Origin of the sequence: Rhodococcus indonesiensis (assembly GCF_047782815.1) — a bacterium.
GTDB classification, from domain to species: Bacteria; Actinomycetota; Actinomycetes; order Mycobacteriales; family Mycobacteriaceae; genus Rhodococcus; species Rhodococcus indonesiensis.
Genome location: NZ_CP180630.1, coordinates 1,266,973 through 1,280,742, shown reverse-complemented (window position 1 = coordinate 1,280,742; position 13,770 = coordinate 1,266,973). Strand labels below are relative to the sequence as shown.

Below are 13,770 nucleotides of genomic sequence, written 5' to 3'. Positions count from 1 at the left end.
GCTCGCTCGACGATCGTTGTCGTTACCTCCAGTATGCCCTGCGGATCGTCGCCGGTCGGGGTGGCGTGAGGATCGCCGCCGATCAGACGCGCGCGAGGATCGCCGCGGTGTCCACGCCGGGGGGCATGGTCCCCAGGGCGATGCCCCAGTCGTCGCCCAGCCGCGTGGCACAGAATGCGTCCGCGACGGCGGGATGCCCGTGGCGCACAAGCTGCGCACCCTGCAGGACCAGCGCCATCAGTTCCACGATCCGGCGGGCCCGGTACTCGACGTTCTCGAGGTCGGCGAGTTCCTTGCCGACGCGCGCCAGGGCATCGTCGAGGCGGGAGTCGGCCCCCTCGGCCAGGCGCACCTCGGCGAAGAATGCGTCTACCGTCTCGGGCTGCTTGCCCATCGCCCGCAGCGCGTCGAGGGCGGCGACATTGCCCGAGCCCTCCCAGATCGACATGAGCGGTGCCTCGCGGTACAGCCGCGGCATTCCGGATTCCTCCGCATAGCCGTTGCCGCCGAGGCATTCGAGGGCTTCCGCGGCGTGGGCGGGGGCGCGCTTGCACACCCAGTACTTGGTGACCGCGAGAGCGATGCGGCGCAGCGCCGCCTCCTGCGGATCCGTCGATGCGCGGTCGGTCGCGCCGGCCAGCCGCATCATCATGGTCGTCGCGGCTTCCGACTCGACGATCAGGTCGGCGAGCACGTTCCGCATGAGCGGCTGGTCGACGAGCAGGGCACCGAACGCCTTCCGGTGGCGGGCGTGGTGGACGGCACGCAGCGTCGCCGCGCGCATTCCGGTCGCCGAGCCGATCACGCAGTCCAGGCGCGTCATGTTCACCATTTCGATGATGGTGTTGACGCCGCGGCCCTCCGCGCCGACGAGCCAGCCGGTTGCGCCCTCGTACTCGATCTCGGAGGACGCATTGGACTTGTTCCCGAGCTTGTCCTTGAGTCGCTGGATGCGGATGGGGTTGCGGCTGCCGTCGGGAAGCACCCGCGGCAACAGGAAGCACGAGACGCCGCCGGCGGTCTGCGCCAGCGTGAGGAACATGTCCGACATCGGTGCGGAGGTGAACCACTTGTGTCCGACGATGCGGTAACTGCCGTCCGCCTGAGGTGTCGCGGTCGTCGTGTTGGCCCGCACGTCCGATCCGCCCTGCTTCTCGGTCATGGACATGCCGGCTATCAGGCCGCGTTTGGTGGACGGTTCCCGGAGCCCGAAGTCGTAGTGCGGGGCGGTGAGCAGCGGCTCGTACGTCGCAGCGAGTTCGGGGTTGTGCCGCAGCGCCGGTATCACCGCGTACGTCATGGAGATCGGACACATGTGTCCCGCTTCGGCCTGGCCCCACACGTAGAACTTGGCGGCCCGGGCGACGTGCGCCCCGGCCCGGGGGTCGCGCCACGGTGCCGCGTGCATGCCGTGCTCGACGGCCACCGTCATGAGGTCGTGCCAGTGCGGATGGAACTCCACCTCGTCGATGCGGTGCCCGTAGCGATCGTGGGTGTGCAGCACGGGCGGGTACTCGTTGACGAGCCTGCCCCATTCCTGCGCGCGCGTCCCTCCGGCGAGCGCGCCGATCTCCCGGACCTCGTCCTCGGACCAGGCGGCTCCTTCGCGGCGCAGACCCTCGAGCAGTGCCGCGTCGTCGGCCGCCTGGTACGGCACGAGGTCGGGCACCTGGTTGAACACCTCGTGGGTGCCGGGATACGTGGGTGATTCGGTCATGGCCGGGCTCCTAGTGCGCGTAGGGCGAATGCGACGAGTTCGGGGACGGTGTCGGTGGCGGCCACACCGGACTGCAGCGGGCCGGTGAGGACCTCGCCGACGGCGCCGACGAGGGCGGCAGCGGACAGCGCCGGGTTGCGAGAGGTGAGATCGCCCGAGTCGACACCGCGGCGCACGGCGTCCTCGAACGCCGCCGCGAAGGCGCGGCGCAGCACCAGGCGTTCGGCGTCGACGGCCGCGTCGACGGGTTCGGCGAGCAGGGCGTAGGCGAGGGTGGGGTTGCGCAGGGCGCGGCGGGCGAAGGTCTCGACGACGGCGGCTACCTGTGCGGCCGCACCGTGCGGCCGGGCCGCGTCGGCGGCCGCGACGACGGCGTCGACCTCCCGCCCGCACAGGCTGCGGAAAATGCGCACCATCAGTTCGGACTTGTCGGCGTAGTGCCGGTAGACGCTGCCGGTGGCGACGCCGGCGCGCTCGGCGACCGCCGCGATGGACAGTCCCTGGTAGCCGCGCTCGGCCAGCAGGCCGACGGCGGCGTCGGCGATCGCCTCGCGTTGCGCGTCGAGCCGTTGCTGCACGGCGGGGGTCCGGCGGTAGGCCACGAAAGAATTGAACCTCGATTCATAGCTTGGGTCAAGGATGGCGGCTACCGTCGGGACGGTGAACCGGCTCAGCGTGGTGGACGAGATCTTCCTGTACCGACATCGCGGCCTCGGCCTGCCCATCGCACTGCAGGGGCTGTGGCGCACCGGCGACACCGTCGGGGCTCCCCTGTTGATCTCGCTGCACGACGCGCTCGGCTGCGGGCCCCTCGGCCGTCGCGTGGTTCGCCCGCACGTCCCGGGCGCCCGCCCCCGGCTCGAGCCGGGCCTGCGCAGCTACCCGCTGCGCTACCCACCCGAACCGATCCCCGCCGCCGACGTCCTCACCTGGGCGGACCAGCAGGCGGAGGTGGACGTCGACCCCGAACTCGGCCCGGGCTGGGCGCTGACCGCCACCCGCGTCGAGGGCGGCGGAACCGTCGTCTCGCTGGTGTGCTCGCACGTGCTCGCCGACGCGCGCGGTCTGATCGACGCCGTCGCCGACGCACTGGCCGAGCGGATCCGTCCGTCCGACCCCGAGCGCGTCTCCGACATCCGCGACGCGGCGCGGCTGGTCCGGCGCGTCGCCCGCGGCCTGCGCCGGGCCCGCTGGGCCCGCGGCACCGACAAGCCCCCGCAACCCCGTCCGATCCGCTCGCCCGCGCGCACGTCGCTGCTCGACGTGGACGCGAGCGCCTGGGACACCGCCGCCGACACGTCCGGCGGCACCCCCAACTCGCTCTTCCTCGCCGTCGCCGCGGGCATCGCGCACCGCGCCGGACTCGACTGGCCAGTGCGGATCGCGGTACCCGTCGACGGCCGCACCGCCGCACCCGGGCTCCCCGGCGCCGGCAACGGGGTGACGATGACGGAGGTGGTGGTCGACGCATCCGACACCCCGGCGTCGATCCGCCACCACGCCCGGGAGGCGTACACCCGAAGTCGGGAGGGGGCGCCGCACGGCCTGCCGGACGAGGCGCTGCAACTGCTGCCCGACCGGCTCGCCGCGCGTCTCGCCGCCGGGGCCGGTGAGCGGGACCTGCTGTGCTCCAACATCGGACCGCTGCCCGCGGTGCTCGACGGCTTCGGGCCGCACCGCACCACCGGCGTCGCGACCCGCGCCGTCCATCCGGGTCTCGCGACCGCCCGGGCCGCGACGTCCACCCGGCTCGCCGCATACCTGTGCCGTCAGGGCGAGCGCTACACCCTGGCCCTCGTCGCACTCGACGACGAGTGCTTCCCCACCCGGGCCGCCCTGCGTGCCCACACCGACGCCGAGCTCGCCGCCCACGGCCTGCACGGCCGGCACTGGTAACCGCGGCACCTATGACCGGCCGTCACGTACAGTTCGAGCATGGCGGCCGAGACCCTTGTCACAGTTTCCGACGGCGCCCTGCGGGGCACCCGCATCGGCGACCTCCTCGCCTGGCGCGGAGTCCCCTACGCGGCTCCTCCGGTCGGCCCGCTGCGACTGCGCGCCCCGCAGCCGGTGCAACCCTGGACCGGCGAACGCGACGCCACGCATTTCGGTGCCGCGGCGAGCCAGCACCCACGGGGCCTGACCATCGGCTTCCGGAAGCAGCAGCCCGCGAGCGAGGACTGCCTGACGCTCAACGTGCTGGCACCCGCGACGCCCGCCGCGGCGCCCCGGCCGGTGATGGTGTTCATCCACGGCGGCGCCTACACGCTGGGCACCACGGCGCTGCCGCTCTACAGCGGGGAATCGCTGGTACGCCGCGGTGACCTGATCTACGTGTCGATCAACTACCGGCTCGGCAGCCTCGGCTATCTCGACTTCACCGAGTTCTCCACGGCCGACAGACCGTTCGACTCCAATCCGGGGCTACGCGACCAGGTTGCCGCGCTGGCGTGGGTGCGCCGCAACATCGCCGCCTTCGGCGGCGACCCCGACAACATCACGATCTTCGGCGAGTCCGCCGGCGGCAATGCCGTGACCACGTTGCTCGCCACCCCCGCAGCCGAGGGACTGTTCACCCGGGCTGTCGCCCAGAGTTCGGCACCGAACCTCGTCGTCGATGCCGATCATGCGGCCGAGTGGGCGCGACGTTTCGTCGAACTGCTCGGCGCGGACCGGGATTCCGCGGCCGAGGCGCTCGGATCCGCCACGCCGGTCGAGTTCGGCCGCGCCGCCCGGCGGCTCAGCGGGCGCATCCTGCACGAGACTCCGGGCCTGCACGCGTTCGGCCCCGTCGTCGACGGCGACTACCTCCCCACCAGCCCCATCGAGGCCTACGAAAGCGGTGCCGCCCATCGGGTTCCGCTCATCATCGGCACCAACGCCCGGGAGGGGACACTGTTCCCGCGGGTCCTCGACGCGCTGCCGACCAATCAACTCCGCATCGAGCAGATGTTCGGGCTCACCGACCCCACGGCCCAGGAACGCATCGTCGCGGCCTATCCCGGCTACCCGGACGCCCGGGCGGCCGTCGATCTCGGCGGCGACCTCACGTTCTGGCATCCCTCGATCGAGATCGCCCAGGCCCACGCCCGTCACGCCCCCACCTACAGCTACCGGTTCGACTACGCACCGCCGCTGCTGCGCTGGACCGGCTTCCACGCCACCCACGCCTTCGAGCTGCTCGCCGTGTTCGGACAGGCCGACACCGCCCTGGGCCGGGTGGTCACGGCCGCCGGTGGCCGGCGCGCGCTGCGCGCGGTGAGCGACTCGGTGCAGCGTCAGTGGCTGCACTTCGCACAGGAGGGAGAACCGCTGCCGTCGTGGCCGCGCTACGACGAACGCGACCGCGCCACCGTCGTCTTCGACGACCCGACGCACGTGGAGTACGACCCGTGGCGGGAGCGGCGACTGGCCTGGGCCGGGTACCGCGGCTACCGCGGAGTGGCGCTGCCGCAGCGGTGAGCGCTCACTTGACCACGGTCAGCAGGAACACCACGTCCTCGAGCGCGGTGACGCTGTGCCGGGCGGTGGGCAGCACCAGGTAGTCGCCGGTCGAGCCCTTCCAGGAATCGTCCCCGGCGATCAGGGACAGGCGTCCGCTGAGCACCTGCAGCGACCCTTCGCCGGGGCCGTCGTGCTCGGCGAGTTCGTGTCCGGCGAGCAGTGCGACCATCGTCTGCCGCAGATGCCTGGCGTGCCCGCCGAAGATGGTCTGCGAGCTGCGGCCGCTGCTCGATGCCGCCGCCAGCTTCAGTTGCTGTCGCGCCAGAGCCGTGAGGGAAAGCTTGTCCATGGCTGCCCTTCCTGGTCGGGGTACGCCCTCGCAGTATGGCCCACCGGACGCGCCACCGGTCAGGTTCGCGTGTACCGGACGAAGCGGAACCCGATTCCGTCGCCGGATTCCTGCCACGCACCGACGTCCACGGCCGCCCACTCGGAACCGATCGGTGGAGCGAAGGCGTCCGCTCCGGTCTCCAGGTCCACCTCCGTGACGAGCAGCTGCGTCGCATGCGGCATCGCCTGCGCGTAGATCTGTCCACCACCCATGACACAGACGTCACCGTCACCGGCGAGCGCCAGGGCCTCCGGTACGCCGTGGGCCACCTCGGCGCCCGCATCCGACCAGGCCGGGTCTCGGGTGACGACGATGTTGCGCCGGCCCGGCAGCGGCCGGAAGCGCGACGGCAGCGACTCCCACGTCAACCGGCCCATGATCACCGGCTTCCCCCGCGTCGCGGCCCGGAAGTGCGCCATGTCCTCGGGGATGTGCCACGGGATCGCACCGTCGCGGCCGATGCCACCGGCGCGGTCCTGCGCCCAGATCAGGACGACGTCCCCCGTCGCCGTCATACCGCGACCGGGGCCTTGATCGGCGGGTGGTGCCGGTAACCGGTGACCTGCACGTCCTCGTACTCGTACTCGAAGATCGACCCGCGCCGGTTCAGCTCCAGGGTGGGGTACGGGTAGGGCTCGCGGCCGAGCTGCTCGGCGACCTGCTCGACGTGGTTGTCGTAGATGTGGCAGTCCCCGCCCGTCCACACGAACTCACCCGGCTCGAGGTCGGTCTGCTGAGCGACCATGTGGGTGAGCAGCGCGTAGCTGGCGATGTTGAACGGCACGCCGAGGAACAGGTCGGCGCTGCGCTGGTACAGCTGGCAGCTGAGCTTGCCGTCGGCGACGTGGAACTGGAAGAACGCATGGCACGGCGCGAGCGCCATCTTGTCGATCTCGCCGACGTTCCATGCGGAGACCACGATGCGCCGCGAGTCGGGGTCGGTGCGGATGGTGTCGATCGCCTTGGTGATCTGGTCGATGTGGCCGCCGTCGGGGGCCGGCCAGGACCGCCACTGCACCCCGTAGACGGGACCGAGCTCCCCGTCGGCGTCGGCCCACTCGTCCCAGATGGTCACGCCGTGCTCCTGCAGCCACTTGACGTTCGAGTCGCCGCGCAGGAACCACAGCAGCTCGTACACGATCGACTTCAGGTGCACCTTCTTCGTGGTGATCAGCGGAAAGCCCTGCGCGAGGTCGAAACGCATCTGGTGCCCGAACAGGCTGCGCGTACCGGTGCCCGTCCGGTCCGCCTTCGGCGTGCCGGTCTCGAGCACCAGGCGGAGAAGATCTTCGTACGGAGTGGGCACGGCAGTCACCACGACAGGCTATCGCCCGGGGCACCACGACAGGCTATCGCCCGGGGCACCACGACAGGCTATCGCCCGTGCGTGGTTGTGGCAGTCGGGGCAGCCCGAAGCACGCACGAGCGCGATAGCCTGACTCCATGCCCGAGCTACCCGAGGTGGAAGCCCTGGCCGTGTTCCTGCGCGAGCACGCCGTCGGTGCCGTCGTCGGCCGGATCGACGTGGCGGCGCTCAGCGTCCTGCAGACCGCCGACCCGCCGGTCACCGCGCTGCAGGGCCGCGACGTCACCGGCGTCTCCCGCTTCGGGAAGTTCCTCGCGGTCGACTGCTCCGGACTGTGGCTCGTCGTGCACCTGTCGCGCGCCGGGTGGCTGCGCTGGCAGGACAACCCGTCGCCGGCCCCGCCGAAGCTGGGCCGCGGCCCGCTCGCGCTGCGGGTACATCTGTTCACCCCCGAGGCCGCCACCCCCGCCTTCGATCTCACCGAGGCCGGCACCCGCAAACGTCTGGCCGTGTGGCTCGTCGACCGCCCGCAGCAGGTGCCCGGCCTCGCCGGGCTCGGTCCCGACGCGCTGGCCGTCACCGCCGACGAGCTGGCGGCGCGACTGGCCGGCAGCACCGCCCGCCTGAAGACCGCCCTCACCGACCAGCAGGTGCTCGCCGGGATCGGCAACGCCTACTCCGACGAGATCCTGCACGTCGCAAGGCTGTCGCCGTTCGCGCCGGCAGGCCGGCTCGGCGACGAGCAACGACAGGCGCTGTACGACGCGATGCGCACGGTGCTGCTCGACGCCGTCAGCCGTTCCGTAGGGCAGGACGCCGCACGGCTCAAAGGTGAGAAGCGGTCGGGGATGCGGGTCCACGCCCGCACCGGGCTGCCCTGCCCGGAGTGCGGCGACACCGTCCGCGAGGTCGCCTACGCCGAACGCTCCTTCCAGTACTGCCCCACGTGTCAGACCGGCGGAAGGATCCTCGCGGACCGGCGGCTGTCGCGACTGGTCAAGTGAACGGTGCCGTGCGGACCCGTGCCGATCCGAACGGACACCACGGCGGTAACGTGCGGCTGTGACGGTTCTCGACGGTCTCCGCAGGTGCACCCGCACGCTCGACCCCGGCTACTTCGCGCTCGTGATGGCGACCGGCATCGTGTCGATCGGCATGCAGCTGCACGGCCTGACGACGGTGTCGGCGGCGTTGCTACTGGTGTCCGTCGTCGCCTACGTCGTCCTGCTCGCGCTGACCGGGTGGCGGCTCGTGCGGTTCCGCGGTGAGATCCGCACCGACCTCACCGACGCGAGCCGCGCATTCGGTTTCTTCACGTTCGTCGCGGGCAGCAACGTGCTGGGGATCCGCCTGACCATGGACGGGTGGCACTCGACGGCCGCGGTCCTGCTCGCCGGGGCGGCCGCGACGTGGCTCGTGCTCGGCTACGTCATCCCGTGGACGGCAGTGCTCGGCACCCGCCGGCGCCCGGTGATCGCCAAAGCCAACGGCAGCTGGTTCGTGTGGGTGGTCGCAGCCCAGTCGGTCGCACTCGCCGCGGCAACCCTCGAGCCGATCTACGACGACCTCCGCCGGCCGCTGTCGCTGGTAGCCGTGTTCGCGTGGTCGGTGGGCCTGTTCCTCTACGCCGCGGCGGGCGTGTTCGTCGCGGCACGGATGATGCAGTATCCGCTCCGGCCGGTGGACCTCACACCGTCGTACTGGGTGTCGATGGGCGCTGCGGCGATCACCGTGGTGGCCGGCTCACGCATCGTGGCCATGGAGTCGGCCCCGATGGTCGACGCCACCCGCGGACTCGTCGCCGGGCTGGTGGTGGTGTTCTGGGCGTTCGCGACGTGGCTGCTGCCCGCCCTCGTCGCCGCCGGGTGGTGGCGGCACCGCACCCACCGCATCCGGCTGCGCTACGAGCCGGGCCTGTGGTCGATCGTGTTCCCGCTCGGGATGTACGGCGTCGCCGGGGTCTACCTCGCCGAGGCCGACGAGCTGCCGTGGGTCGGGGTCGTCGGCAGGACGGAACTGTGGGTGGCCGTGACGGTGTGGGCGGCGGTGTTCGCGGCGATGCTCGTGCACCTGTGGCGCACGGTGCTGCGTCCTCGTCCGGCTACCGTGGGCCGGTGACCACCGAGGACTTCGACGACGATCCGGTGCACGGCGTGCTGCATCGCCCCGGCAGCGTTCCACGCGGTGCGGTGGCCCTGACCCACGGGGCGGGTGGAAATTGCGACGCGGCGATCCTGCGGCAGCTGTGCGGCGCCTTCGCCGAGGCGGGGTTCCTCGCGTTGCGCTTCGACCTGCCGTTCCGGCGCCGACATCCGAAGGGCCCGCCGCAGCCGTCGCGGGCCGCGGAGGACCGGGCCGGGATCGCGGCGGCGGCCGCGGCGATGCGGGCCTGCACCTGCGGTCCACTCGTGCTCGGCGGCGTCTCGTACGGCGGCCGGCAGACGTCGATGCTCGCGGCCGAGCAGCCCGGCGTCGCGGACGCGCTCGTCCTGCTGTCCTATCCGCTGCACCCGCCGGGCAAGCCCGAGAAGGCGCGCACCGAACACCTGCCCGCGCTCGCCGTGCCGACGGTGTTCACCCACGGTGACCGCGACCCGTTCGGCACCCTGGACGAGATGCGCGACGCGCTGCCGCTGATACCGGCGCCCGTTCTGCTGGTCCCGGTGACGGGCGCAGCCCACGATCTCAGCAAGGCGCGGACCGATCCGGCACCGTCGATCGTGCACGCCGTGTCCGGACTCCTCTCGGACACCTCGTCCCGGGCGTAGCCCCCACGGCCGCGCGCAACGCGTCGGCGGCCGGGTCTCGGGTGGATCCTCGACGACGGCGGTCTCTCGTATCCATCACGAGCCGCTGCAGCCGGGCCTTCGGTTCGGTCCTCCGAACCTCGAACGGGATGCAGAAGCCGGGCGCTAGAGTCGATCACGTCGGACGTGGGAGCAGGGGAGGTGGGCGGTGCCTACGTCTCGGTTGCAGACCGGTCTGAGGACCCTGCCCATTATCCTGGCCCTGTCCCTCGCCTTCACGATCACGGTCGTCGACCCGCTGGTGCTGAGCCTGAATCTGCCGCAGGTGAGCCGGGCCCTCGAGGTGCCACCGCAGTTCGTGGGATTGCTGGGCGGCATGGCGACGCTGGTGATGGCGGCAGCCGTCCTCGCCGCGGGCAATCTCGGCGACGCGTTCGGGCTTCGACGCTTGCTGATGTCGGGACTGGTCGTAGTCACGGTCGCCAACCTGCTCTCGATGCTCTCCCCCAACTACGTCTTTCTGCTTGCGATGCGGGTCTTGGACGGATTGGGAATGACGGCGCTGCTCGGCGTGCCGCTGGCCCTGCTCAAGGCGTCCGTGACGGAAAAGCAGCGGCCGACGGCCATCGGCGTTTTCGTGGCCGTCGAGATGGTTCTCTGTGGGGTGCTCCCAGCGTTGGCGGGCTGGGCGGTGGCGGCCGTCGGCTGGCGAGTCGTGTTCCTGGTCGCACCGCTGCTCGCCGTGATCTCGTTTCTGCTGACGGCGAGGTACGTGCCGGAGACACCCGTGCAGCATCGCGCTCGGCTGGACGTGGCAGGCGTCGCCCTGGTCGGTACGGCGCTCCTGGCACTCGTCATCGGACTGGCCGCCGCGCAGAACGGCATGTTCCGGCCCGAGACATGGCTGCCGCTGGCTGTCAGCGTGGTCTCAGCCGTGCTTTTCGTTCGCCACGAACGCCGCACCCCCGAACCGGCACTGGACCTGGCTCTGTTCGGAAGCCGACCCTTCAGCGTGGCTCTGGCGGCGGCATTCACGTTGAATTTCCTCATGGCCGGGCTCGGCATCGTCCTGGGGCAGTTCGGCAGTGTGGTGCTCGCGCTCTCCCCGGAGACCATCGGCCTGTTGTTCCTCCCCGGCACGCTGCTGATCGCCGGTTTCGTGGTCTTGTCCGGGAACCTGGTGGGGAAGTTCTCGCCGAGACCGGTGATGGTCGTCGGCCTCCTGTTCATGGCAGCCGCCGGACTGCTGATGGCGGGCACAGTCGGCCCGACGATGGCATTGTGGTTGCTCGTCTCGGCCGTGTGGCTGTACAACCTCGGCTCGATGGTGACCTCCACATCGGTGTCCGAGACGGTGCTCTCCCAGGCGCCGAGCGGGCAGTCCGGAACGGTGGCTTCCGTGCAGTTGGCTTTCGGGATGACCGGCTATGCGTTCGGGCCCACCGTGTACCTGCTGCTCCTCGACGTGTTCTTCCAGCGCGAATGGCTGGCCGACGCCGAGGAACGCGGGCTGACGGCGACCCAGGGTGAGCAAGCCGTGGACGCCGCGCGCAGCGCGGTGGCGCAGAGCCTCGGTGGCGCCGGGTACGACCCGAACCTGCTGCGGCAGGTGGGCGGCCTCGATCTCGGAGCGGACTTGGCCGACGCGGTACGACTCACCATGCTGACTGTCAGCGTCCTGCCCGTCGCTGTGGCGGTGGCGGCCTTCGTGCTCATGTCCCGTCGCAGGAAGCCGACGGTGCGAAAGTGACTACCAGCACGTCCCTACGGGCCGGCTTACCGCGGTCGACGGGTCGGATCGGCGACACACCGTGCCAGGTGCAACGGTCGTCGCCCAGGAGGAAGGTGCCGGGTTCGCGCAGGGTCGTCGTCACGAGTCGATCGCCCTCCGGGCCGAACACCGAGCTTTCGCCCCCGACGGCATTGTCGACGCCGATCAACAGGGAACCGACCAGCGTGACACCGTCGCGGTGCACGCCCTCGGGCGTGGGCCGGCCCTCGTTGTCTGCCGATGCGACCACGCGGAACGGATGCACCCAGACCGTCCATACGGAAGCGTCGTCGAGGACCGGCGCGATCCGGCCCACCAGCTTCACCGTGCGCTCGAACAGCGGATCTTCGAGGAACGCGGCCGTCAGCGGTTCGAACTGGCGGTCTCGTCCGAGGTAGAGAACGTTGGACTCGTCAGGCTGTGCGAATTCCCGGTGCGCCGTCGGCTCCAGTGCGCCGTCGGCCGCCCGGTACCGGAACCGACCGTAGCGCCGCAGCCGGTGCACGCCCTGTTCTGCCGCGTACGGGTCGGGCTCGAGCTCCTCCCAATGCGCGGAGAACCGAACCCAGGTCTCGGCGTCGGCACCGATGGATCGCCACAGGTCTGCCGCCGGCATCAGGAACGTACCCACGGAAGCGAGCGCTCGCCGTGCGGCGTCGACCGGGTCCGCGCCGGCCTCCGTACCCCCCACGACGTCCTCCCTCACCTACTCAGAGTCGGCCAGGACGCTCCCCTGGCGCAACCTTCGCCGGTACAGACGACGCAGCCGCCCTCCGGAAAGGCACCGAACGACATCCATGGGGTCGAAGAGCGAACGCCACGGTCGGCACGGCGAGTGACCCCACGAAGCGACCTCCGCCCATCCGACAGGATCCCGGTCAGGGAGCCTGCCGCTCCCGGCGCAACCGATCGAGATCGTCCTGCACCCGCGCGCTCACCGTCACGGGATACGGCGACCCCGCCTCGTCGAGGGAACGAAGTGCCGCCGGAAGAGCGTCGATCTGCTGCCGTGCACGGCGTCGCGCCTCGTCGAGTCCGGCGTCGTACTGCGCCAGCCGCCGGCCGCTGCGCATCACGGGCACCAGCAACGGCTCACCCGGGAGGTCCTCGTCCGGCCGGCCGATGGTGTCGCCGGCGAACACGCCGCCGTCGGTCCGCCGGTACACCTGCTTGCGCCCGGGATGGAGCACTTTGCCGCTCGACAGCTTCGTACGTCCGACGCCGGCGTATTCGACCAGCTTGTAAGCCATGTCGAGGGTCGGCGCATCCTGGGCGATCGACAGCTGGGTGCCCACACCGAAGCCGTCTACGGGGCAACCGGCCTCCAGCAGTGCTGCGATGCTGTACTCGTCGAGGCCCGACGAGGCGAAGATCCGGACGTCGGGCAGCCCGGCCGCATCGAGCCGGGCGCGCGCGGCCTTCGACAGGGCACCCAGGTCACCGGAATCCAGCCGGATCGCGCGCACGTCGAACCGCTCCCCCAGCCGCCCGGCCAGGTCGACGACGAGGTCCACACCGCGCAAGGTGTCGTAGGTGTCGACCAGCAGCGTCGTACCCGGATAGAGCCGGGCGAACGCCTCGAAGGCCTCGGACTCGTCGTCGAAGGCCTGGACGAAGCTGTGCGCCATCGTGCCGAACGCCGGAATGCCGTACTCCCTGGCGGCGAGCAGATTCGACGTGCCGGCGGCTCCCGCGAGGTATCCGGTGCGGGCGACGTGCAGCGCGGCGTCGGTGCCGTGCGCCCGGCGTGCGCCGAAGTCCACCACCAGGCGGCCCCGCGCGGCCTCGACGACGCGCGCGGCCTTGCTGGCGAGGACGCTCTGCAGGTGGATGCGGTTCAGCACGAACGTCTCGACGAGCTGCGCCTCCAGGATCGGTGCGACGACCTGCACGATCGGTTCGTTCGGGAAGACGACCGTGCCCTCCGGCACCGCCCACACGTCGCCGGTGAAGCGCACCGCGGCGAGCTGTCCGAGGAACTCGTCGGAGAACAATCCGAGTCCGCGCAGGTATCGCAGGTCGTCCTCCTCGAACCGGAACGCCTCCAGGAAGTCGAGCACATCGGGCAGGCCGGCGGCCACCACGTACGACCTTCCGGCCGGCAGCTTGCGGAAGAACGTCTCGAACACGGCCGTCTCCGACATGCCCCGGACCGCGTAGGCCTGGGCCATCGTGACCTCGTACAGGTCGGTGAACAGTGCGGCGCCCGGGAATCGCACGACGGCCGTCACCCGAGCCCGGCACGGGCGGGTGTGTTCTCCATACCCGAAATTCTCACACGCCGGCGAGGCGCCGGCGGCAGGTTGCACCCGGTGCACGGGAAGGGACCGTCTTCGTCTGCACCTATGCTGACGGTGTGAGCACTACCGGTGACGCTACGAGCGACGGCACCGC

The 13,770-nt window shown here is 71.1% G+C and carries 13 protein-coding genes; 6 read left to right on the top strand and 7 right to left on the bottom strand.

Annotation, left to right across the window (positions count from 1 at the left end):
- Positions 1 to 82: 82 nt before the first annotated feature.
- Together ACM26Y_RS06080 and ACM26Y_RS06075 are read right to left on the bottom strand one after the other, a co-directional pair.
- The gene (locus ACM26Y_RS06080) at positions 83 to 1,717 is read right to left on the bottom strand and encodes an acyl-CoA dehydrogenase family protein (RefSeq protein WP_416062915.1); all 1,635 of its coding nucleotides are present in this window, start codon (positions 1,715 to 1,717) and stop codon (positions 83 to 85) included.
- On the bottom strand, positions 1,714 to 2,319 hold the full coding sequence (locus ACM26Y_RS06075) for a TetR/AcrR family transcriptional regulator (RefSeq protein ID WP_124259062.1): 606 nt from the start codon (positions 2,317 to 2,319) through the stop codon (positions 1,714 to 1,716). The genes ACM26Y_RS06080 and ACM26Y_RS06075 overlap by 4 nt, the downstream gene beginning before the upstream one ends.
- A gap of 58 nt (positions 2,320 to 2,377) precedes the next feature.
- Here ACM26Y_RS06075 and ACM26Y_RS06070 point away from each other — a divergent pair, with 58 nt between their 5' ends.
- Together ACM26Y_RS06070 and ACM26Y_RS06065 are read left to right on the top strand one after the other, a co-directional pair.
- Positions 2,378 to 3,613, top strand: coding sequence for a hypothetical protein (locus tag ACM26Y_RS06070; protein WP_416062914.1), 1,236 nt, complete (start codon positions 2,378 to 2,380; stop codon positions 3,611 to 3,613).
- A 39-nt stretch (positions 3,614 to 3,652) separates the two neighbouring features.
- Entirely contained in the window at positions 3,653 to 5,179 is a 1,527-nt protein-coding gene (locus ACM26Y_RS06065) for a carboxylesterase/lipase family protein (protein ID WP_416062913.1), read from the top strand.
- A 4-nt stretch (positions 5,180 to 5,183) separates the two neighbouring features.
- Here the strand turns inward: ACM26Y_RS06065 and ACM26Y_RS06060 are convergent, their stop codons facing one another.
- Genes ACM26Y_RS06060 through ACM26Y_RS06050 form a run of 3 tightly spaced genes read right to left on the bottom strand, consistent with a single transcriptional unit; the run spans position 5,184 to position 6,858 of the window.
- Complete coding sequence (locus ACM26Y_RS06060; protein WP_416062912.1) at positions 5,184 to 5,510, bottom strand: cupin domain-containing protein; 327 nt, start codon at positions 5,508 to 5,510, stop codon at positions 5,184 to 5,186.
- 59 nt (positions 5,511 to 5,569) lie between these two features.
- Positions 5,570 to 6,067 carry a dihydrofolate reductase gene (locus ACM26Y_RS06055; RefSeq protein WP_416062911.1) on the bottom strand — a complete coding sequence of 166 codons (498 nt, stop codon included), beginning with the start codon at positions 6,065 to 6,067 and terminating at the stop codon, positions 5,570 to 5,572.
- Positions 6,064 to 6,858, bottom strand: a complete 795-nt coding sequence (locus ACM26Y_RS06050; RefSeq protein ID WP_040783202.1) for a thymidylate synthase — start codon at positions 6,856 to 6,858, stop codon at positions 6,064 to 6,066. The genes ACM26Y_RS06055 and ACM26Y_RS06050 overlap by 4 nt, the downstream gene beginning before the upstream one ends.
- Positions 6,859 to 6,995: 137 nt before the next feature.
- Here ACM26Y_RS06050 and ACM26Y_RS06045 point away from each other — a divergent pair, with 137 nt between their 5' ends.
- From ACM26Y_RS06045 to ACM26Y_RS06030, 4 genes are all read left to right on the top strand, one after another.
- Entirely contained in the window at positions 6,996 to 7,862 is an 867-nt protein-coding gene (locus ACM26Y_RS06045) for an Fpg/Nei family DNA glycosylase (RefSeq protein ID WP_371382847.1), read from the top strand.
- Positions 7,863 to 7,920: 58 nt separating this feature from the next.
- Positions 7,921 to 8,976 carry a tellurite resistance/C4-dicarboxylate transporter family protein gene (locus ACM26Y_RS06040; protein WP_289380949.1) on the top strand — a complete coding sequence of 352 codons (1,056 nt, stop codon included), beginning with the start codon at positions 7,921 to 7,923 and terminating at the stop codon, positions 8,974 to 8,976.
- Positions 8,931 to 9,626 (top strand): alpha/beta family hydrolase, encoded by a 696-nt coding sequence (locus ACM26Y_RS06035; RefSeq protein ID WP_416062910.1) that lies wholly within the window; start codon positions 8,931 to 8,933, stop codon positions 9,624 to 9,626. Before ACM26Y_RS06040 ends, ACM26Y_RS06035 begins: the two co-directional genes overlap by 46 nt.
- Before the next feature lie 202 nt (positions 9,627 to 9,828).
- The gene (locus ACM26Y_RS06030) at positions 9,829 to 11,355 is read left to right on the top strand and encodes an MFS transporter (protein ID WP_416063622.1); all 1,527 of its coding nucleotides are present in this window, start codon (positions 9,829 to 9,831) and stop codon (positions 11,353 to 11,355) included.
- On the opposite strand, the gene ACM26Y_RS06025 is transcribed toward ACM26Y_RS06030, so the two are convergent.
- Positions 11,318 to 12,082 (bottom strand): 2OG-Fe dioxygenase family protein, encoded by a 765-nt coding sequence (locus tag ACM26Y_RS06025; protein ID WP_416062909.1) that lies wholly within the window; start codon positions 12,080 to 12,082, stop codon positions 11,318 to 11,320. The genes ACM26Y_RS06030 and ACM26Y_RS06025 overlap by 38 nt on opposite strands.
- 172 nt (positions 12,083 to 12,254) lie before the next feature.
- Positions 12,255 to 13,595, bottom strand: coding sequence for a nicotinate phosphoribosyltransferase (locus ACM26Y_RS06020; RefSeq protein ID WP_416062908.1), 1,341 nt, complete (start codon positions 13,593 to 13,595; stop codon positions 12,255 to 12,257).
- Positions 13,596 to 13,770 lie beyond the last annotated feature (175 nt).

Bases quoted from the DNA above. Each gene is read 5' to 3' on its own strand.
- ACM26Y_RS06080 (WP_416062915.1), bottom strand. From the start codon at position 1,717: ATGACCGAATCACCCACGTATCCCGGCACCCACGAGGTGTTCAACCAG.
- ACM26Y_RS06065 (WP_416062913.1), top strand. From the start codon at position 3,653: ATGGCGGCCGAGACCCTTGTCACAGTTTCCGACGGCGCCCTGCGGGGC.
- ACM26Y_RS06060 (WP_416062912.1), bottom strand. From the start codon at position 5,510: ATGGACAAGCTTTCCCTCACGGCTCTGGCGCGACAGCAACTGAAGCTG.
- ACM26Y_RS06055 (WP_416062911.1), bottom strand. From the start codon at position 6,067: ATGACGGCGACGGGGGACGTCGTCCTGATCTGGGCGCAGGACCGCGCC.
- ACM26Y_RS06045 (WP_371382847.1), top strand. From the start codon at position 6,996: ATGCCCGAGCTACCCGAGGTGGAAGCCCTGGCCGTGTTCCTGCGCGAG.